This is a genomic window from Azospirillum sp. A26, from assembly GCF_042604635.1.
Taxonomy (GTDB): domain Bacteria; phylum Pseudomonadota; class Alphaproteobacteria; order Azospirillales; family Azospirillaceae; genus Azospirillum; species Azospirillum palustre.
Genome location: NZ_CP170475.1, coordinates 191,002 through 210,833, shown reverse-complemented (window position 1 = coordinate 210,833; position 19,832 = coordinate 191,002). Strand labels below are relative to the sequence as shown.

The window sequence follows — 19,832 nt, the reverse complement described above, 5'->3', positions numbered from 1 at the left end:
TCTGAAATCCCCCTCTCCCCCTGGGGAGAGGGTCGGGGTGAGGGGGATGCATAGCGTGGATTTCGTAGGGAACGGAGAGTTGCCGATTCTTGAAGATCCTCGCCGCGCGACCCCCTCACCCTAACTCTCTCCCCGGGGGAGAGAGGGGATGTCTGCAAGTGCCCGGCGCAGCCTCTCCGCCGTTTCGGCATCCGCCGGGAAAAACGCCTCGATGGCCAGTTCCGACAGCGTCACGTCCACCGCCGTGCCGAACACCGTGGTCGTGCTGAACAGGGTCAGCAGCCCGAAGGACGTGTGCAGCCGCAGCGGCACGACCACGTCGGGATGATGCCCGGCCTCGCTGCCGCCCTCCGAACCGGATGCCGGCGCCGGGTAACCCTGCAACTCGCTGCGCAGGGCGACCAGAACAGGATCGGCCCCCGCCTCGATCTGGCGGGTCAGGCGGGACAGCACATGCTCGCGCCACTGCGCCCAGTTGCCGATGCGCGCGGCCAGCCCGTCGGGATGCAGGCTGAGGCGCAGGACATTGACCGGCCCGGCCAGCAGCTCCGCCGACACCCCCTCCAGCAGCGGCGCCACCGCCCGGTTCGCCGCCAGCAGCTGCCAATGCCGGTCCACCGCCAGCGCCGGGAAAGGCTCGTGCCCGGTCAGCACCAGATCGACCGCCTTGCGTGCCGCCTGCATCGCCGGGCTGTCCAGCCCGTGCTCGCTGTAGACCGGGGCGTAGCCGGCGGCGACCAGCAGGGCGTTGCGCTCGCGCAAGGGTACGTCCAGCCGTTCGGCCAGATGGATCAGCATGCCGCGGCTGGGCTGCGACCGGCCGGTTTCCAGAAAGCTGACATGCCGGGTCGAGATGTCCGCCTCGCAGGCGAGGTCGAGCTGGCTGAGGCCGCGGCGCTGGCGCCAGGACCGCAGCAGGGCGCCGACCGGTGGCGGGGCCGGAGCCCGGCCGTTGCGCGCGGCGGTCTGGGGAGTGTTCTGGGGCACGGGATTTGGCTCCGGACCGGTGGTGCCGCCCATGGTTGCCGTCATCCGCGGGCGAAGGCCAGCAGTTCCGCATTGAAGCGGTCGCGGTGGGTGATGAACAGGCCGTGCGGGGCCCCGTCGTAGAAGGACAGTCTGGCGTTCGGCATCAGCGCCACCGTGCGCTCGGCCAGTGCCAATGGCGTCGTCACGTCGCGGTCGCCATGGACGACCAGCGTCGGCACGGCGATGGCCGGCAGCTCCGCCCGGAAATCGGCCGCGGTGATGGCGCGGTTGCACTCCAGCAGGGCCATCAGCGAGGATTGCAGGGCCATGCCGACGATCCAGCCCTTCATCTCGGCCGAGGTCTCCGCGGTCACGAAGGGGTCGATGTTGTCGCCAAGCCATTTCGGGAAGTCGCGCAGAAGCTGTTCCGTCCGGAAGGCCTCGAACAGCGCCGGATCGACGCCGTCGGGGTTGTCTTCGGTCCGCGCCATCAGCGGCGTGATCGTCCCGACCATCACCACGCCCTTCACCCGCCCGGCACCGTGCCGGGTCAGGTAGCGCACGATCTCCCCCGTCGCCATCGAATGGCCGACCAGGGTCACGTCGCGCAAATCTAGCCCGTCCAGCAGTGCCGCGATGTCGTCCGCCAGCCGGTCGAAGCCGTAGCCGGACGGCGATTCGTCCGACCGGCCGTGGCCGCGGCGGTCGAAGGCGATGCAGCGGCATCCCTGTTCGGACAGCGGCGCCATCTGATAGGCCCAGGCGTCGGAGGTCAGCGACCAGCTCGACACGAAGACGATGGGCCGTCCTCCCTTCGGATCGCCGTCCTGCTTGCCCCAGTCGCGATAGAACAGACGCACGCCGTCGTCGGTGTGGATGAAGCCCATGATGTCCACCGTCCTCTTGCTGTACACCGGATCGTCCCGGCGACCCCAGGATCGCCCAGTGGAGGGAGCGGAATCGATTACCTGCCGGGTAATGACGCACACGAACGATCCTGCGGCAGGCGCATGCCTGCCATCACCGCCGCACTGCGGTACGCGGGTGCGCGATCCGGTTAAGGTCCTGCACCGTCACCGCTGCCGTTCGGAACCTCGATGCGTCTGATCTTCCTGCTCGGCCTTGCCGGCTTCGCCAGCGCCTTCTCTCTCCGCACCACCGATCCGATGCTGACGCTGATCGCCGACGATCTCGAGGTGACGGTGCGGCAGGCGGCGCTGCTGGCCTCGGCCTACACGCTGCCCTATGCGCTGATGCAGATCGTGCTGGGGCCGGTGGGCGACGCCATCGGCAAGTCGCGGCTGGTCCGGCTGGCCCTGTCGGTGCTGACGGTCGGTCTGGTGCTGTCCACCATCGCCCCGACCTACGGCACGGTGATGGCCGGGCGCATCCTGGCCGGTGCCTTTGCCGGCGGCATCATCCCGGCCTCCATGGCGCTGATCGGCGACCGGGTCCCCTATGAGGAGCGGCAGATCGCCATCAGCCGTTTCCTGCTGGCGGTGATCCTCGGGCAGATGTCGGGCTCCGCCGTGTCGGGCGCGTTGGCCGAGGCTTTCGGCTGGCGCGCGGTGTTCGGCCTGTCCGCCGGCCTGACCGCGCTGATCTGCGCCTCCGCCCTCATCGGGCTGGCGCGCGAGGTCGAGACGCGCTCTCCCCTGTCGGTGGCGGAGGCGCAGCGGCGCTATGCCACCGTGCTGACCAACCCGGCCTCGCTGTTCGTCTTCGCCACCGTGGCGGCGGAAGGGCTGCTGATCTTCGGCGTCTTCCCCTTCGTGGCGCCGGTGCTGATCGAACATGGCGCGGCCGGCGCCTTCCAGGCCGGGCTGACCATCGCCGCCTTCGCCATCGGCGGCGTCGTCTACAGCGCCGTGGTGCGGCGGCTGATCGCCTCGCTCGGCCAATGGGGCATGATGAAGGCTGGCGGGCTGGCGGCTGGTCTGGCCTATCTGGTCATCGCCTTCCCGGTGCCCTGGCCGGTGGTCAGCCTCGCCTTCCTGGTCGCTGGCTTCGGCTTCTACATGCTGCACAACACCATGCAGACCCAGGCAACCGAGCTGGCGCCGACCGCCCGCGGCTCGGCGCTGGCCCTGTTCGCGTCGAGCTTCTTCATCGGCCAGGGCATCGGCCCGGTGCTGTACGGCTATATCTCCACCCACACCGGCTTCGGGCCGCTGTTCCTCGGCGTCGGCGCCCTGACCGCCGGGCTGGGCTTCGCCTCGGCCCGGCTGATCCGGCGGCAATGACGCGTTCCGCAACGGCGTGCCGGCGATCCCGGCCTGTGCGGACAGACCGCTCGACATCGGGGACTGACTCCAGGCGCATGTCGTCACCGCCATTGCCAGTGACGCCGGATTATGCCGGCCAGAGCCATTGTCCTGCGCCGCTCCCGCCCTAGAAATACATGTCCACCGTCATGTCGATCCATCGGCTTTTGACGGTCTCGGGGATCGGCGGAAACGGGGCGGCGCGCAGGATCGCCTCCCGGGCGGCGCGGTCGAGAAGACCATCGCCGGAGCTGCTGACGAGCACCAGATTCCGGATGCTGCCGTCGGCCAGGATGTTGAAGCGTACCACCACGGGACGCGACGGACGCGGCGGTTCGTCCTCGCGCGGGTGGATCATGTTGCGGGCAACCTGGGCCTTGACCAGCCCGGCATAGGCGCTCTGCAAGCGGTCTGGCGGCGCTTTGGAGGTTGAACCGGACGGCGGGCGCCAGGAGCGCGCGGCCTCGGCCGCGACGCTGGTTCCGGTAAGCGGTATCCTGGCCGGCGCCGCTTGGGCCGGCGCCGGTCTCGGCGGTGCCGGTTGCGGCGCTACCGGTTTTGGAGGTGGCGGCCGGTGTGCCGGAACGGGCGGCGGGGCGGTGGCAGGCTGCGGTGCGGGCTCGGCGGCAGGCTCGACAGCCTCCTCGGTCGGCCGCGGCGGCGTTTCGGTGGGCGTCGCTTCGGACGGTTTGGCGGGTGCCTCGGCGGCAGGCGGCGGCTTCGTCTCCGCGGCCGTGTCCTCCTCCACCGGAACCGCAGTGGGCGGTGTGGCAGGCGGTGTGGCGGGTGATGCAGCGGGTGACGGGGCGGGGGCCGCCGACGCGGCGGGCTGCGGGTCGGACGGCGTCTCGCCATCGACGAAGGTGACGTCGAACGGGGATGCGGGCTCGTGGTGGACCGGCGGCTCGGCGCCCCCCACCAGCAGCGCCACGATCCCTGCATGTAGGGCGACCGAGAGCAGCAGGCCCCAGCGGACCGCTCTGTCGGGCCCGTCCGGCAGGCCGGGCGGTCCGCTCCGGTGCAGTTCGATGTCGCCCATCGGCGGGGCCCCTTTCCAGCGCAATGCCCAGACGGCGAAATCCAGTCACGGAAGAACCTGCCACGCGGGAGGCCGTTCCATCCAGTTCGCCGTGCGGGACGCCGGCCGGGGCTGCTGCGCGTGCATGTCCCATGGCGGAGCGGCGCCGGCTGGGGCATGCTGGGGAAAACGGCCCGTTCCCCTTGGCCCGTCCCCGTGGGAGGATAACGATGGACAGCTTCAGCCAGCCCGTATCCCAGGCCGCCGACGCCAGGCCGCTGAGTTTCCCGCCGGATTTCCGCTGGGGGGCCTCGACCGCCGCCTACCAGATCGAAGGGGCGGCCGATGCCGACGGGCGCGGGCCCTGCGTGTGGGACACATTCACCGCTGAGGGCCGCATCATGGACGGCAGCAGCGCCGCCGTCGCCTGCGACCATTACCACCGCTATCCGGAAGACATTGCGTTGATGAAGGCGGCGGGCTTCGACAGCTACCGCTTCTCCATCGCCTGGCCACGCATCCTGCCGGCGGGAACCGGGGCGGTGGAGACGCGCGGCCTCGATTTCTACGACCGGCTGGTCGACGGGCTGCTGGAGGCCGGCATCACGCCGATGGCCTGCCTCTATCACTGGGACCTGCCGCAGCCGCTGGAGGATGCCGGCGGCTGGCAGGGGCGGGAGATCGTCGGCCCCTTCGCCGACTATGCCCGCATCGTCACCGCCCGGCTGGCCGACCGGGTCAAGACCTGGATGATGCTGAACGAGCCGAACGTCGTCGCCATCTTCGGCTATGGCGTCGGCGAGCACGCCCCCGGCCACCGGCTGGGCGAACAGGGCATCCTGCGCGCCCTGCACCACCAGAATCTGGCGCAGGGCGCCGCCTTGCGCGCCATCGCGGCGGAGCGGTCCGGCCTGACGCTGGGCACCGTCCTCAACCTTCAGCCGAGCGTGCCCGACAGCGACCGGCCGGAGGATGTCGCCGCCGCCGCCCGCTGGGACGCGGTGTGGAACCGGGTGACGCTGGACGGGCTGATGCGCGGGCGGATCCCGGCGCTGCTGGCCGACAAAATGGCGGAGTTCGTGCTGCCCGGCGACGAGGAGGCGATCCGCTACCCCATCGACCTGCTGGGCATCAACTACTACTCCCGCATGACGATGAAGCATGAGGAGGGGCGGCCCTTCGCTGTCGGCTGGGGCGAGGCCAAGTGCCGGCGCTGGACCGGCATGGCCTGGCCGGTGCAGCCGGAGGGGCTCTACGACCTGCTGAGCGAACTCCGCACCGATTACGGCAACCCCGCCGTCTTCATCGCGGAGAATGGCTGCGCCTATGACGACGTGGTGACGCCGGACGGCCAGATCCACGATGCAGAGCGGGTGCTCTACTACCGCGAGCATCTGGAATCGGTGGCGCAGGCGCTGGCCGACGGCTGCAACGTCAAGGGCTATCTGTGCTGGAGCCTGCTGGACAATTTCGAGTGGGCCTATGGCCTGTCGAAGCGCTTCGGCATCGTGCGGGTCGATTACGACACGCTGGAGCGCACGCCCAAGGACAGCTACCGCTTCCTCGCGGAGGTTGTGAGAACTGGCCGGCTTTAACCCTTCTTTCGCCGCTGCCCCTGTACTTTCGGCCTGTCACATCCTATTCGTCAGTTATACGGATGGTGAGGGATTGAGGGCGCAAGCCCCGGGATGGGCGGCATGACCGGCAAGACAGGCGGCGGCGGGAAGGGCAGTGAGGCCGGCGACAGGGCTGGCGACAGGGATAGCGGCACGTCGGGCGGCAAGGCTCCCGGCTTCGCCCGCCGCTTCCTGAGCCTTGCCGGCGGCTACTGGCACGGACGCTCGCGGGTGACCGTGTGGGCGCTGACCGTGGCGCTGGTCGTGCTGACGGTGGGGCAGGTCTCGGTCCCCGTCCTGATCAATTTGTGGAGCGAGCGGCTGTTCGACGCGCTCGAACAGCGCTCCATGGACCGTTTCCTGACCATGATCGGTCTGGTCGGGCTGATCATCCTCTACAACATCGTCATCGTCGTCCTGCATCTGCGGGTGAAGCGCCGGTTGCAGATGGGCTGGCGCGACTGGCTGACCCGCAAGCTGCTGGAGGACTGGCTGCGCCGCGGCCGTCACCACCAGATCGCCTATATGCCGGGCGAGCACGACAACCCAGACGGCCGCATCGCCGAGGACATCCGCATCACGGCGGAGATGGCCATCGACCTCGGCCATTCGCTGACCTACTGCGCGCTGCTGCTGGTCAGCTTCACCAACATCCTGTGGATGCTGTCCGGCACCCTGTCGGTCACGCTCTTGGGGATGGAGCTGGCGGTGCCGGGCCATCTGCTGTTCGTGGCGCTGCTCTATGCCGCGGTCGGCACCACCATCGCCATGCTGATCGGCCAGCCGCTGGTCAACGCCGTCAACCGGCGCCAGGGCTACGAGGCCGATTTCCGCTTCGCGCTGGCCCGCATCCGCGAGAACGGCCAGACCATCGCCCTGCTGCATGGCGAATCGGCGGAGCGCGGGCATCTCTCCGGCCTGTTCGGCGGGGTGGTGCGGGGCTGGAACGGCCAGACCCGCGCGCTCAGCCACATGATGGTGTTCAGCGCCAGCTATTCCGTGCTGTCCACCGCCTTTCCGGTTCTGGTCGCCGCCCCGCGCTACATCGCCGGCACCATCACGCTCGGCGTGCTGATGCAGACGGCGCAGGCCTTCCAGCAGACGGTCGGCGCCCTGTCCTGGCCCATCGACAATCTGCCGCGCGTCGCCGAATGGCGGGCGTCGGTGGAGCGCGTGCTGAACCTGCACGACGCGCTGGTGCGGCTGGACCGCAATGTCTGCGACGTGCCCGACGCGCACATCCAGGTGGTGCGCTCCGACGAGCACGACAGCCTGACCTTCCGCGGCGTCGCCATCGACGAGCCGAATGGCACGGCGGTCGTCCATCCCTTCGACCTGGAGGTGCAGCCGGGCGACCGCGTGCTGATCGGCGGCGACGCCACGGCGACCATCCGGCTATTCCGCGCCGTGGCCGGCGTCTGGCCCTGGGGGCGCGGGCTGATCACCCTGCCGGCCCACACCCGCGTCTTCTTCATGCCGGAGCGCCCCTATCTGCCCCATGCCAGCCTGCGCGCGGTGCTGGCCTATCCCGGGACCGCGTCGTCGGTCGGCGACGACAAGGCGGCCGGTGCGCTGGTCAGCGTCGGGCTGCCCGACCTCGTCGGCCGGCTGGACAGCATCGACCATTGGGACGAGGCGCTGTCGGTGCCCGAGCGCCAGCGGCTGGGCTTCGCCCGGCTGCTGATCCGCCGCCCCGACTGGATCTTCCTGGAGGACGCGACCGACAGCCTCGATCCGCCGGCGGAGGAGGAGCTTCTGTCGCTGATGGAGCGCGAACTGCCGCACGCCACCCTGCTGACCATCGGCCACCATGCCGGGCTGGCCGCCCACCATGGCCGCAAGCTGGTGCTGGAGCGCACCAACGGCGCCGTCACCCTGCGCGAGGAGGCGCGGCCGGAGGTCCCTCTCCCGCCCCGGGAGAGGGAAGGGGCCCGCCGCGAAGCGGTGGGAAGGGTGAGGGGTTAGGCACGAAGCCATGGGGTTCGGGGCCATGCGGTTCGGGATTCTTGGGTTCCCCCTCACCCTCCCCACTTTGTGGGTCCCCTCCCTCTCCCGGGGCGGGAGAGGGCATCGCCGCGTCCTTGGAACGCGTCCGAAAAGCTGCCACACTGCGCGCCGGACACCGTTCGTACCCACAGCATCGCCGCCCCGCACCACCATGGACATGAGCGTGAAGAAGACCAGCATCAACGCGGCATGGCGGGGGCTGGCGAACTGCCGGGGGTGCGGCATCCGGGATACGGCGCTGTTCGCCGACCTGACGGAACCGGATTTCAACCTGATCCATCTGCCCATCGACGAGATGACGGTGGCGCCGGGGGCGGCGCTCTACCATGTCGGCGACGAGCCGGCGGCGCTCTACACCGTGCGCGCCGGGCTGGTGAAGCTGGTGCAGTATCTTCCCAACGGCGGCCAGCGCATCGTCCGACTCTTACGCACCGGCGACACCGCCGGGCTGGAGGCGGCGCTGGGCGAGCCCTACCGCCACACCGCCATCGCCATCCACCCGGTCCTGACCTGCCGCATCCCGCGCGCGGTGATCCACCGCCTGTCGGAGGAGACGCAGCACCTGCACCGGCAGCTGATGCGCCGCTGGCATCAGGCGGTGGAGCGGGCCGACGCCTTCCTGGTCGAACTCGGCACCGGCAGCGCCAGGGCGCGGGTCGCCCGGCTGTTCCTGACCCTGGTCGACGACCGGGGCGAGTGCGACTTCTTCGGTCGGGAGGATGTCGGCGCCGTGCTGGGCATCACCACCGAGACCGCCAGCCGCGTCGTCGCCGAGCTGAAGCGGCAGGGCCTGCTGGACGAACTGCGGCCCAACCGCTTCCGCTGCGACACCGCCGCCCTGCGCGAGCTGGCGGACGGGCCTTAAGCCGCCCGCATCTCGCCGACCAGCCCGTCGACCTGACCGGCCAGCGTCCGCAGCTGCTCCTGCACGGTGGAGGAGGCGGACAGCACGCGGTTGGCCGACTCCCCCGACTCCCGCGCCGCATCGGCGACGCTGTCGATGTTGCCGCGGACATGCTGGGTGCTGTCCGCCGCCTCGCCGACATTGCGGGCGATCTCGCGGGTGGCGGCACTCTGCTGCTCCACCGCGGCGGCGATGGTGGCGGCGATCTCGTTCACCTCGCGGATGGTGCCGGCGATGGAGCGGATGGCGTCCACCGCCTCCTGGGTCACCGACTGCATGGCGGCGATCTGGGCGGAGATGTCCTCCGTCGCCTTCGCCGTCTGGGTGGCGAGGCCCTTCACCTCCGACGCCACCACCGCGAAGCCCTTGCCCGCTTCGCCGGCGCGGGCGGCCTCGATGGTCGCGTTGAGCGCCAGCAGGTTGGTCTGGCCGGCGATGGACTGGATCAGCCCGACCACCTCGCCGATGCGGCCGGCGGTCTGGGCCAGCCCCTCCACCGTGCGGTCGGTGCGCTCCGCCTCGTCGGCGGCCTTGCGGGCGATCTGGCTGGAGGCGTGGACCTGGGTGCCGATCTCTTGGATCGAGGCCGACAGCTCCTCTGTCGCCGCCGCCACCGCCTTGACGTTGCCCTCGGCCTGCTGGGAGCTGCCGGCGGCGGTCGTCGCCTCTCCGGCGGTCAGGTCGGCGCTGTGGCTCATGCGTTCGGCCATGCTCTGCATCTCGCCGGCCGCCTGGGCGACGCGGTCCAGCACGCCGCGCACGCTGCTTTCGAAATTCTCGGCCATCTCGACCATGGCGCGGCGGCGTTCGCCGGCGGCACGGCCGCGTTCGGCCTCGGCCCGCGCGTTGGCGGCCTTCGCCTCGTTGGCGGTGTCGCGGAAGATCGTCAGGGCGCGGGTCATGTCGCCGATCTCATCCGAACCGGCGGCCGGGATCGCCGCGTCGAGCCGGCCGGCGGCAATCGCCCGCATCGCCTCGGACAGCGCGCTGAGGCGCGCGACGATGTGGCGGCCCACCACCAGCCAGGCCAGGGCGGCTGCACCGATCAGGCTGCCGACCGCGAACAGGATCAGCATCTTGCGGCCGGCGGCGATGGTGTCGTCGGTGCCGGCGACGGCGGCCTTGGCCTCCTCCCGCATCGCGGCGATCTTGCGGTCCACCGTGGCGGCGAAGCGCTGGGCCAGCTGCCGGTTCTCGACGAGCATCCGCTCGGTGTCCGCCATCGCCGCCAGTTCGCCGCGGCGCAGCGCGATCACCCCCTCCTCGCCGCGGCCGAAGCCGATCAGCGCCTTCACCAGGGCGGCCAGCACCTCGGTGCCGGCGGCATTGTCGCCGGCCTGGGCGCGCAGCGTGCCGATCCGCTCGAACAGGGAGGAGGAGGCGGAGGAAAAGCGCTTTTCCAGCAGGTCGAGCCGGGCGGCGTCGGGGGCCTGCGACGCCTCGTTCAGGGCGCCGGTCAGGGCGGTGCCGTAGGTCGACAGCTCGAGGTTCGTGCGGAACTGCTCCAGCCCGCGGCCGAGCAGATCCTGCACCGCGTCCTGCACCTGGGACCGGATGTCGAAATTGGCGCGCTTGATGTCGCTCTGCACCTTGCGCAGCGGCGCCGACAGGCCGTCGATCAGCTGGGCGGCCTGGGTCCGGGCGTCGGCCAGCCGGTCCGCCAGCTGGCGGTCCGCCGCCGGACCGCCGGTGCCGTCCAGTGCCGCGCGGCGCAGGTCGAACACATTGTCCTTGCCATAGCCGAACAGGAACAGCGCATCGATCTTGCCGGAGGCGTCGGCCGGCAGCCGGTCGCCCAGCGTGCCGAGCGTGGCCGTCACCTGGGACGACGCTTCCAGATAGGTCTGTTGCAGATCGCTGACGGCCTTGGCGTCCTGCGCCGTGCCGGAGCGGTTCATGGCCTCGATCGAGCGGGCGATCCCGCCGCGCAGGTCGTAGAGCGCGATCATCGACCGCACGGCGTCCGACAGAGCCCCCATCTCGCGGTCGGTGCCGCCGTCGAGCGCCATGCCCTTTTCCTGCAAGGCCTGGCCCGACCCGTCGACCAGCGGCGCCAGCGTCTTCAGGAAGCCGTCATAGGTCTGGGCCAGCCGGGTTGAGGCCGCCTCGCGCCGGTCGTGCAGGGACAGGCGCCGGGCCACCCCGTCGTTGATGCGGTCGAGCGTGCCGATCAGGGCATTGCCGGTTTCGCGCACTTCCGTCAGCAGCGGGTCCTGCGGCCGGCGCCCGGCCAGCTCGTCCACCAGGGAGAGGAAACCGCGGGCGCGCTCCTGCGCCTCCGTCCGGAGACGCTCCCGTTCCTCCTGGCTGGCGGCGCCGTCCAGCATCGGGGCGGCCGAGGCGATGGCGCCGCTTTCGCCGGCCAGCCGGGTCGCCAGCTCCATCTCCGGCAGGTTTATATCGGCGATCTGCGCCATCGGCCGCTCGACCGCCGAGAAGGACATCAGCCCGACGCCGCTGGCCGCCACCGTCATCGCTGCCATGCCGGCGAAGGCCAGCATCAGCTTCGCCCGCACGCCCAGTTGCAGGCCCGGACGGCGTCCGGCCCCCGCAGCGGACAGGCCGGGACCGGAGGGCTGGGCGGAGGGGTCGGCGATGGTCATGGCGTCGGTGTCCCTTGAGAGCGGCTGTGGTCGCTGGTCGATCTGCACGAAACGAGGCTGGCACGAACGAGGCCTGCACAAACTCTGGCCGGGCGCCGGCAGCCTCCCTGAGGGCTGCGCGTCCGCATTGTGCGCAATCATGGCAATGCAAGCGCCGAGAGGTGCTTGCGACCATCGGCCACACCGGCCCTTGCATGCTTTTCGACAGCCCGAGCAGCCGTCAACTTCTTTTTCCGTGACCGCGAAAAGATAGTCGCCCTCCTTCCGCTATACGGAAGAGGTAGGCAAAATGGATGGGAAAATTTCGCTCGCAGGAAACTCCATTGCCCGCCGCCGGTGGGGTCCGGCCTGTGGTGCCGCAGGGCAGGCGCCGCCTGCCGTCAAACGGCCAAGCCCAAGCCCCGGCCTGAGCCTATGCGCAAGGATCATGGCCATAGCGGGCAGCACCAAAGCGATCCGGGCTATCGACCGACCCTATCCCTGTGCTTACCCCCACCGGTGAAAAAGCGATCACTTGGATAGCGGTGCGGCCATACCGATGCCGAGTGGAAGCACCGGGGTGGCGTGGCTAGCTTCAGACCAGCAAGTTTGCCCGAGGGAATTCGAGAATGCCGCAGGATGCCAGCCCGCCTTACGCCAATTCTTCCCATGAGGGCTTTCAGGCCGCCGGGGCCGCCGGGGGCCTCGGACGTCCGCCCTCCGCCGGCGGTGCCGACGACGAGACGATCGCCGGCATCCGCTCCGTCCTGGCGGAGTGCGGCGGGCTGGCGGTCGATGCCGGAACGCTCGCCATCGACGACGACCTCTACGCCGCCGGCCTCACCTCGCACGGCTGTGTCGGCCTGATGCTGGGGCTGGAGGAGCAGTTCGACGTCGAGTTTCCGGAAAAGCTGCTGAACCGCCGCACCTTCGAGAGCATCGCCGCCATCCGCGACGCGGTGCGCGGCCTGGTCGACGGGGGCGAGGCGTGACCGCGGCCCTGGCCGGCTTGGCCGAGCTGACTCCAGCCTCGGTCCCAGCCCAAGCCAACATCGTGGCCCGCGCGCGCACCATCGGCGCCGAGATCGCCGCGCGCCACGCCGCCGCCGTCGACCGCGACGGCCGCTTCCCCAGCGAAGCCTTCGACGCCCTGCGCGAGCAGAAGCTGTTGGGCGTCATGATCCCGGCGGAACTCGGCGGCGGCGGTGCGCCGCTGTTCGATGTGGCCGCGGCCTGCCATGCTTTGGCCCGTGGCTGTGCCGCCACCGGCATGATCTACGCCATGCACCAGATCCAGATCGCCTGTCTGGTCAACCATGGCGACAACGGCTGGCACCGCGGCCTGATGGAGCGCATCGCCGCCGGCCAGCTCCTGCTTGGCTCCGCCACGACCGAGAAGGAGACCGGCGGCGACATCCGCAACAGCGTCTGCGCCGTGCAGGCGGAACCGGCGGCCGGGGGCGACCGCTTCACCCTGGCGAAGAACGCGTCGGTCATCTCCTACGGCGACCAGTCGGACGTGATCCTGGTCACCGCGCGGCGCAACCCCGACGCCCCGTCGTCGGATCAGGTGCTGGTGGTGGTGACCAAGGATGATTACCGGCTGGAGAAGACCAGCCTCTGGGACGCGATGGGCATGCGCGGCACCTGCTCCGACGGCTACCGGCTGGAGGCGGCGGGCGTCATCGACCAGATCCTGCCCCTGTCCTACGCCGACCTGTCGGCCCAGACCATGCTGCCGGTCACCCACATCCTGTGGAGCAGCACCTGGCTCGGCATCGCCGCCGACGCCGTCAGCCGCGCCCGCGCCTATGTCCGTTCGGAGGCCAAGCGCAAGCCCGGCACCACCCCGGCGTCCGCCGTGCGGCTGGCCGAGGCGACCGCCAAGCTCCAGCAGATGAAGGCCGTCATCCTGGCCGCCATCCGCCAGTACGAACTGGCCTGCGGCTCGCCCGAGCGGCTGACCAGCCTGTCCTTCGCCACCGCCATGGGCACGCTGAAGGTGACCACGTCGGAGCTGGTGCGCGAGGTGGTGGAGGCGGCGATCCGCACCTGCGGCCTCGCCGGCTACCGCAACGACACCCCCTACAGCCTGGGCCGCCACCTGCGCGATGCCCATTCCGCCGCCCTCATGATCGGCAACGACCGCATCATGTCGCACATCTCCACTCAGCTTCTCGTCCAGCGTGACGGGTCGGGGGCCTTCGAATGAACATGGTCGACATCACGGCCGCCCAGGCCGCCTATCGCGACGAGCTGGTGGAAGCGGGCCTGCTGATCCCCACCGGGGTGGACGGTCTCTATGGCCGCAGCGGCGTCTTCGAGGATGTGGTGGAGCGCTTCGACGCGCTGGTCACCCGTTGGGGCGGCCAGGACGGGGCGGAGGTCATGCGCTTCCCGCCGGCCCTGAACCGCCAGTATTTCGAGGAAAGCGAGTATCTGAAGAGCTTCCCCCATCTGGCCGGCACCATCCACAGCTTCGGCGGCGACGAGAAGGCGCACCGCAGCCTGCTGCGCCGGCTGGAGGAGGGGCAGGACTGGACCGAGGATCAGGTCGCGACCGACGTGGTGATGACGCCGGCCGCCTGCTACCCGGTCTATCCGACCATCGCGCGGCGCGGCCCGCTGCCCGGCGAGGGCAAGCTGATCGACGTCTTCTCCTACTGCTTCCGGCATGAGCCATCCATCGACCCCGCCCGCATGCAGCTGTTCCGCATGCGCGAATACATCCGCATCGGCACCCCCGATCAGGTCGTCGAGTTCCGCGAGCTGTGGCTGGAGCGCGGGCGCGCGATGATGGGCTCGCTGGAGGTGCCGCTCGACGTCGATGTCGCCAACGATCCCTTCTTCGGCCGGGCCGGCACCATGCTGTCGAACAGCCAGCGCGAGCAGAAGCTGAAGTTCGAGCTGCTGATCCCGATCACCAGCCATGAGAAGCCGACCGCCTGCCTCAGCTTCAACTACCACCAGGACCATTTCGGCCATCTGTGGGACATCCACACCGCCGATAACGACGTCGCCCACACCGCCTGCGTCGGCTTCGGCATGGAGCGCGTGGCGCTGGCTCTGTTCCGCCACCATGGCTTCGACACGGCGCAGTGGCCGGCGTCGGTGCGCAAGGTCCTGTGGGGGTAACCGGCACCATGTGGACGCAGCGCCACCCCGACGGTTACGACCGCCATCCCCTGCACCAGGGGGAACGGATCTGGCCGGAGACCAACTGCTACGTCGATCTGTGGATCGAGGCGCTGCACGCCCGCGGACTGGAACCGCGGGCGATGCTGGGTTTTACCGTCACCCAGGACTTCGAAGGCGACCAGTTCACCTTCTTCAAGGTGCCGCTGGAGGATCTGGAGACGCTGTACGGCCTGCGCGTGCAGGAGCTGGCGATCTACGACAGCGTCGAGGCCCATGTCGCCGAGCAGCTGCGGCGCAGTTCTGATGGCGGTCTGGTGCTGGTGGAGGTCGACGGCTTCCACCTGCCGGACACCCGCGGCACCTCCTATGGCACCACCCATGTGAAGACCACAGTCGGCATCGTCCGCATCGACCCGGCCGCCGGCACGATGGACTATTTCCACAATGCCGGCTTCTACCGGCTCGACGGTGCCGACTACCAGGGCGTCGCCGCCGCGGCGGCCGGGCCGCTCTTCCCCTATGTCGAGTTCGTGAAGCCCGGCGGGAAAGCCCTGGAGGGCGGGGCGCTGGTCACCGCGTCGCTCGACCTGCTGCGCCGCCATCTCGCCCGCCGTCCGGCCGGCAACCCAGTGACGGCCTACCGAGCCGCCTTCCCGGAGCATCTCGACCGGCTGCTCGCCCGGCCGATGGAGTATTTCCACCTCTACGCCTTCAACCTGCTGCGCCAGCTCGGCGCCAACTTCGAACTGCTGGGCGCCCATCTCCGCTGGCTCGACGGCCCTGCGGACGCGGTGGAGGCCTGCCAGTCGATTGCCGAGGGCGCCAAGGCCATGCAGTTCCAGCTCGCCCGCACGGTGGCCCGGCGCAAGGCCCCCGACCTGACCGACAGCTTCGACCGGCTGGAGCGCGGCCACGACACCGTCATGGGCAGTCTGGCCCGCCGGTACGGGTGAGCGGCGATGGCCCTAATCCGAGCGGTCACGGGACAGCGGCGGACCCTTCTGGATCGGGGATGGACGCTGACCGTCTCGGCGCCCGGCGGACCGGACGGCGGAGAGGGCATCCCCGCCCCGGTTCCCGGCACCGCCGCCCAGGCCCTCCAGGCCGCCGGCCTGTGGTCGGCGGAGGACCCCGCCCCGCTGCACGACAAGGATTTCGTCTACCGCACCCGCCTCACCGGCCATGGCCCCCACACCCTGCGCTTCCACGGCCTCGCCACCATCGCGGAGGTGCGGCTGGACGGCGAGCGCATCCTGACCTCCGACAGCATGTATCTGGCCCATGAGGTGCCGGTGACGCTGACCGGCGAGGCCGAGCTGTCCATCCGCTTCCACGCCCTGCACCCGGTGCTGGCGGCGAAGAAGGGCCGCGCCCGCTGGCGCCCCAAGCTGGCCGAGCCGGCGGGGCTGCGCTTCATCCGCACCACCCTGCTGGGCCACATGCCGGGCTGGTGCCCGCCGATCCATGCCGTCGGCCCCTTCCGCCCGGTGGAGCTGGTGGAGGACACCGGCCCGTGCCGTGTCGTCGCCGCCGACCTGCGCACCGCTTATGACGGACGCGACGGCCATCTGTCGCTGCGCCTGACGGTGGAGGGGGCTGCTCCCGGCACCAATGGTTCGGTCGAGGTCGCCGGCCGCACGGCGCCGCTCGTCTTCGACGGGGTGGATGGCTTCACCGCCGATCTGACCCTGCCCGGTGTCGAGCCCTGGTGGCCGCACACCCATGGCGAGCCGGTCCTGCACGGCATCGCCGCCCGGATTGGATCGGCCGAAGTCGATCTCGGCCGTGTCGGCTTCCGCTCTCTGGCGGTCGACCGCGGGGCGGACGGCACCGGCTTCGCGCTGCTGGTGAACGGCGAGCGCGTGTTCTGCCGGGGCGGCTGCTGGGTGCCGGTCGATCTGGTCGGGCTGTCGTCCGACCGTGCGGTCTACGAGCCGGAACTGCGCCGGATGCGCGAGGCCGGGGCCAACATGGTCCGCGTCGGCGGCACCATGCTGTATGAGGGCGACGCCTTCTTCGAGCTGTGCGACGAGCTGGGCCTGCTGGTCTGGCAGGATGCCATGTTCGCCAATTTCGACTATCCCACCGACGCCGCCTTCCTGAACAACGTGCGGGCGGAGATCGCCCAGCTGCTCGACCGCACCCAAACCTCGCCGTCGCTGGCGGTGCTCTGCGGCGGCAGCGAGATGGAACAGCAGGCGGCCATGCTGGGACTGCCCCGCGCCTCCTGGACGCAAGCCGCGCTGACGGCGGTGATCGCGGAAGCTGCGACGACCCGGCGGCCCGACCTGATCCAGGTGCCGAACTCCCCGAGCGGCGGGCCGTTGCCCTTCATCGCCAATGCCGGGGTGACCCATTACTACGGCGTTGGCGCCTACATGAAGCCGCTGGAGGATGCCCGCAGGGCCGGCGTGCGCTTCGCCAGCGAATGCCTTGCCTTCGCCAACTTGCCCGAGGACGATCCGCTCGGCGTCCCGGCGCTCCACCATCCGCGCTGGAAGCAGCGGGTGCCGCGCGATCCCGGCGCCTCCTGGGACTTCGAGGATGTGCGGGAGCATTATCTGGAAAGCCTCTACGCCGTCGATCCGCGCCGCCTGCGCTACGAGGACCCCGACCGCTACCGCCGCCTGTCGCGCGCGGTGACCGGCGAGGTGATGCAGGCGGTGTTCGACGAGTGGCGGCGCGTCGGCTCCAGTTGCGCGGGCGGGCTGGTCTGGCAGTGGCGCGACCCCTGGGCCGGTGCAGGCTGGGGCGTGGTCGCCGCCGACGGCATGCCCAAGCCGGCCTGGTACGCCCTGAAGCGTGCCTTCCGCCCGCTGCGGGTGATCCTGACCGACGAGGGCGTCAACGGGCTGGCGGTGCATCTGGTCAACGACACCGCCCGCCCGGTGGAGGCTCTGCTGCGGCTGACCGCTTGGCGGGAGGGGGCGGTCCCGGTCCTGAAGGCGGAGCGTCCGGTGACGATTCCGGCGAGGGGGGCGGTGGCGCTGGCCGCCGCCGAGATGTCCGACCGCTTTTTTGACACGACCTACGCCTACAGGTTTGGGCCTATCTCGCACGATGTGGTGACGGCTCAGTTGCTGCTGGCCGAAAGGGGCGCGGAACCAATTGACGAGTCTCATTATTTTCCAAAGGGACGCGCGCTGCCGCGCGCCGACCTGGGGTTGACGGCGGTGGTCGAGCGCCAAGAGAGTTCAGGCGGCGACGAGTGGGCGTTGCGGCTGGCGACAGGACGGTTCGCCTGTTCGGTGCATGTCGAGGACGAGCGGTTCCAGGCGGATGACGGCTGGTTCCATCTCGCCCCCGGCGTCGAGCGGGTTGTCCGCCTGCGGCCGAAGGCCGGTTCGCAGACTGGGAATGGTTCTGGGTCTGGGGTTGGGGTTACGGACGGGACGGCATCGGCCGGACGGATGGTGCCAGACGGCGAGGTCCACGCGCTGAACGCGCTGGCGCCCGTCCGCTACAGGGGGAACGCATGAAGCCGACACCGGTGGTGTTCGAGGGTTGTTTCGGATGGCTGCACCCGGCCGAGGGGCTGCGCGGGGTGGTCCTCTGCGGTCCCTACGGGTACGAGGAGCTGTGCGCCCACCGGGCTTGGAAGAGCTTCGCCGAAAGCCTGGCGTCCGCCGGGCTGCCGACGCTGCGGTTCGACTATCCCGGCTCCGGCGATTCGGCCGGCGACGACGGCGAGCCGGACCGGGTGCGCGCTTGGCTCGACGGCGTCAAGGCGGCGGTTCGCCGCCTGCGCGAGGACACCGGCGTCACCGACGTGACCCTGGTCGGCTTCCGCATGGGCGCGCTGCTCGCCACCGCCGCCGCGCTGGAGATGGCGGCGGACGGGCAGGGCATCGACAGGCTGGTGTTGATGGCGCCGATCACCTCGGGCCGCAAGGCGGTCCGTGAAATGCAGACGCTGTCCTCCATCGTGCTGCGTCCGGTCTGCAACCCGGAACCGCCGGAGCGCTCGTCCTGGCTGAACGTCATCGGCATGCCGCTGACGCCGGAAACCGCGCTGACGCTGGGCGGCCTCAACCCCTGCGACGCGCCGGCCCTGCCGGCGCCGCGCATCCTGATCGCCGACCGGCCGGAGGGGAAGACCCCGGTGAAGCTGGCCGCCCGCTGGCGCACGCTGGGTGCGATGGCGGAGCCGATGGGCGTCAGCGGCATGATGGAGCTGACCCAGCAGCCGCAGCGCGCCCAGGCCGCCGCCGCCTTCGAGCCGGTGCTGCGCTGGATCGTCGCCGCCGCTCCGGTCGCCACCGGCGCCACCCCGCCGCCGGACCGCCCGGCCGGGCTGATGATGCCGACCGCGGTCGAACGCCCGATCTTCTTCGGCAGCGCGCCGGAGCTGTTCGGCATCTACTGCACGCCGGTCCTGGCCGATCCGGCCGGCAACCGTCCGGCCATCCTGTTCCTGAACAGCGGGGCCACCCACCATGTCGGCTCCGGCCGCGCCACGGTGGTGCAGGCGCGGCGGCTGGCGGCGCGCGGCTACACCTCGCTGCGCATCGACGCCGCCGGCATCGGCGACAGCCCCGACCGCCCCGGCTTCCCAGACAATCTGCTCTACAACAAGGGGGTGATGGGCGACGTTCGCGCCGCGCTGAACTGGTTGGAGGAGCAGGGGCACGAGCGCGTCGTCGTCATCGGCCTGTGCGCCGGCGGCACGCCCGCCCTGCATGCCGGCCTTGGCGACGACCGCGTCGTCGGCCAGATCGTGCTGAACCCCGGCCGGTTCGAGATGGGCGGCGGCATCGCCGTGTCGGAGCTGATGCGGACGGTCGCCTTCCGCTCCACCAAGGAATATCTGATCGAGGCGCTGAAGCCGGCCCGGCTGCGCGCCAGCTTCCGCAAGCCCGCCCGCCTGACCGGGCTGGCCAAGCGTCTGGCCGGGCGCTTCCTCCGCAAGGTGCTTCTCCGCACCGGCCTGACCCGCCACGCGCTCCGCATGTTCCGCCGCCTGTCGGCGGAGGGCCGGCGGGTGCTGGTGGTCTACAGCAGCGGCGACATGACGCTGGCCGAGTTCTACCTGCATCTGGGCGAGGGCGGCCGGGCGCTCGACGGGCTGTCCGGCATCGAGGTGGCCTATCTCGACCGCTCCGACCACAGCCTGACGGTCTGGGAGGCGCGCGACCGGCTGGACCGCATGATCGACCGTCATCTGGCCAATCTGGACAGCGCGGCCCAGGCGGATCCCGCCGCCTCAGACCTGACCGGCTGGGGCCTGGACCTATCATCCGGAGGGCTGCCATCCGGCGAGCGGGTGGGGTAGAGGACCCCTCCGGGACGGGCACGGGAGACGTATTGACAGGGCCCCCGGTTGCGGCGGACCGT

The 19,832-nt window shown here is 70.5% G+C and carries 14 protein-coding genes; 10 read left to right on the top strand and 4 right to left on the bottom strand.

All coding sequences use genetic code 11. From position 1 onward, the window contains the following. Positions 1-120 precede the first annotated feature (120 nt). Positions 121-1,020 carry a helix-turn-helix domain-containing protein gene (locus tag ABNQ39_RS29805; RefSeq protein ID WP_376965698.1) on the bottom strand — a complete coding sequence of 300 codons (900 nt, stop codon included), beginning with the start codon at positions 1,018-1,020 and terminating at the stop codon, positions 121-123. A gap of 8 nt (positions 1,021-1,028) precedes the next feature. After that, positions 1,029-1,883, bottom strand: a complete 855-nt coding sequence (locus ABNQ39_RS29800) for an alpha/beta fold hydrolase (protein ID WP_376965696.1) — start codon at positions 1,881-1,883, stop codon at positions 1,029-1,031. 183 nt (positions 1,884-2,066) lie between these two features. Here ABNQ39_RS29800 and ABNQ39_RS29795 point away from each other — a divergent pair, with 183 nt between their 5' ends. Beyond that, a complete protein-coding gene (locus ABNQ39_RS29795) occupies positions 2,067-3,212 on the top strand; it encodes an MFS transporter (protein WP_376965694.1) in 1,146 nt (381 codons plus the stop codon). Positions 3,213-3,360: 148 nt separating this feature from the next. On the opposite strand, the gene ABNQ39_RS29790 is transcribed toward ABNQ39_RS29795, so the two are convergent. After that, a complete protein-coding gene (locus ABNQ39_RS29790) occupies positions 3,361-4,272 on the bottom strand; it encodes a cell envelope integrity protein TolA (protein ID WP_376965692.1) in 912 nt (303 codons plus the stop codon). 209 nt (positions 4,273-4,481) lie between these two features. Between ABNQ39_RS29790 and ABNQ39_RS29785 the strand changes: the two genes are divergently transcribed. The 3 genes from ABNQ39_RS29785 (at position 4,482) to ABNQ39_RS29775 (ending at position 8,739) form a co-directional block, all read left to right on the top strand. Next, positions 4,482-5,846 (top strand): GH1 family beta-glucosidase, encoded by a 1,365-nt coding sequence (locus ABNQ39_RS29785; protein ID WP_376965690.1) that lies wholly within the window; start codon positions 4,482-4,484, stop codon positions 5,844-5,846. Positions 5,847-5,948: 102 nt separating this feature from the next. Continuing rightward, positions 5,949-7,832, top strand: coding sequence for an ABC transporter ATP-binding protein/permease (locus ABNQ39_RS29780; RefSeq protein ID WP_376965688.1), 1,884 nt, complete (start codon positions 5,949-5,951; stop codon positions 7,830-7,832). Between the two features lie 199 nt (positions 7,833-8,031). After that, complete coding sequence (locus tag ABNQ39_RS29775; RefSeq protein WP_376965686.1) at positions 8,032-8,739, top strand: Crp/Fnr family transcriptional regulator; 708 nt, start codon at positions 8,032-8,034, stop codon at positions 8,737-8,739. Here the strand turns inward: ABNQ39_RS29775 and ABNQ39_RS29770 are convergent. Next, positions 8,736-11,381, bottom strand: coding sequence for a methyl-accepting chemotaxis protein (locus ABNQ39_RS29770; RefSeq protein ID WP_376965684.1), 2,646 nt, complete (start codon positions 11,379-11,381; stop codon positions 8,736-8,738). The two genes, ABNQ39_RS29775 and ABNQ39_RS29770, sit on opposite strands and share 4 nt — an antisense overlap. Positions 11,382-12,106: 725 nt before the next feature. On the opposite strand from ABNQ39_RS29770, the gene ABNQ39_RS29765 reads away from it, so the two are divergent. From ABNQ39_RS29765 to ABNQ39_RS29740, 6 genes are read left to right on the top strand one after another with little or no spacing between them, the layout of a single operon-like run. Beyond that, positions 12,107-12,352: an acyl carrier protein gene (locus ABNQ39_RS29765; RefSeq protein WP_109491035.1), complete on the top strand. Its 246-nt coding sequence runs from the start codon at positions 12,107-12,109 to the stop codon at positions 12,350-12,352. Further along, positions 12,349-13,572, top strand: a complete 1,224-nt coding sequence (locus ABNQ39_RS29760; RefSeq protein WP_376965682.1) for an acyl-CoA dehydrogenase family protein — start codon at positions 12,349-12,351, stop codon at positions 13,570-13,572. Before ABNQ39_RS29765 ends, ABNQ39_RS29760 begins: the two co-directional genes overlap by 4 nt. Further along, positions 13,569-14,495, top strand: coding sequence for an amino acid--[acyl-carrier-protein] ligase (locus tag ABNQ39_RS29755; RefSeq protein WP_376965680.1), 927 nt, complete (start codon positions 13,569-13,571; stop codon positions 14,493-14,495). The genes ABNQ39_RS29760 and ABNQ39_RS29755 overlap by 4 nt, the downstream gene beginning before the upstream one ends. Before the next feature lie 8 nt (positions 14,496-14,503). After that, on the top strand, positions 14,504-15,451 hold the full coding sequence (locus tag ABNQ39_RS29750) for a DUF1839 family protein (RefSeq protein ID WP_376965678.1): 948 nt from the start codon (positions 14,504-14,506) through the stop codon (positions 15,449-15,451). A 6-nt stretch (positions 15,452-15,457) separates the two neighbouring features. Next, positions 15,458-17,977, top strand: coding sequence for a glycoside hydrolase family 2 protein (locus ABNQ39_RS29745; RefSeq protein ID WP_376965676.1), 2,520 nt, complete (start codon positions 15,458-15,460; stop codon positions 17,975-17,977). Beyond that, complete coding sequence (locus ABNQ39_RS29740) at positions 17,974-19,770, top strand: alpha/beta hydrolase (protein WP_376965674.1); 1,797 nt, start codon at positions 17,974-17,976, stop codon at positions 19,768-19,770. Before ABNQ39_RS29745 ends, ABNQ39_RS29740 begins: the two co-directional genes overlap by 4 nt. Positions 19,771-19,832: the final 62 nt, after the last annotated feature.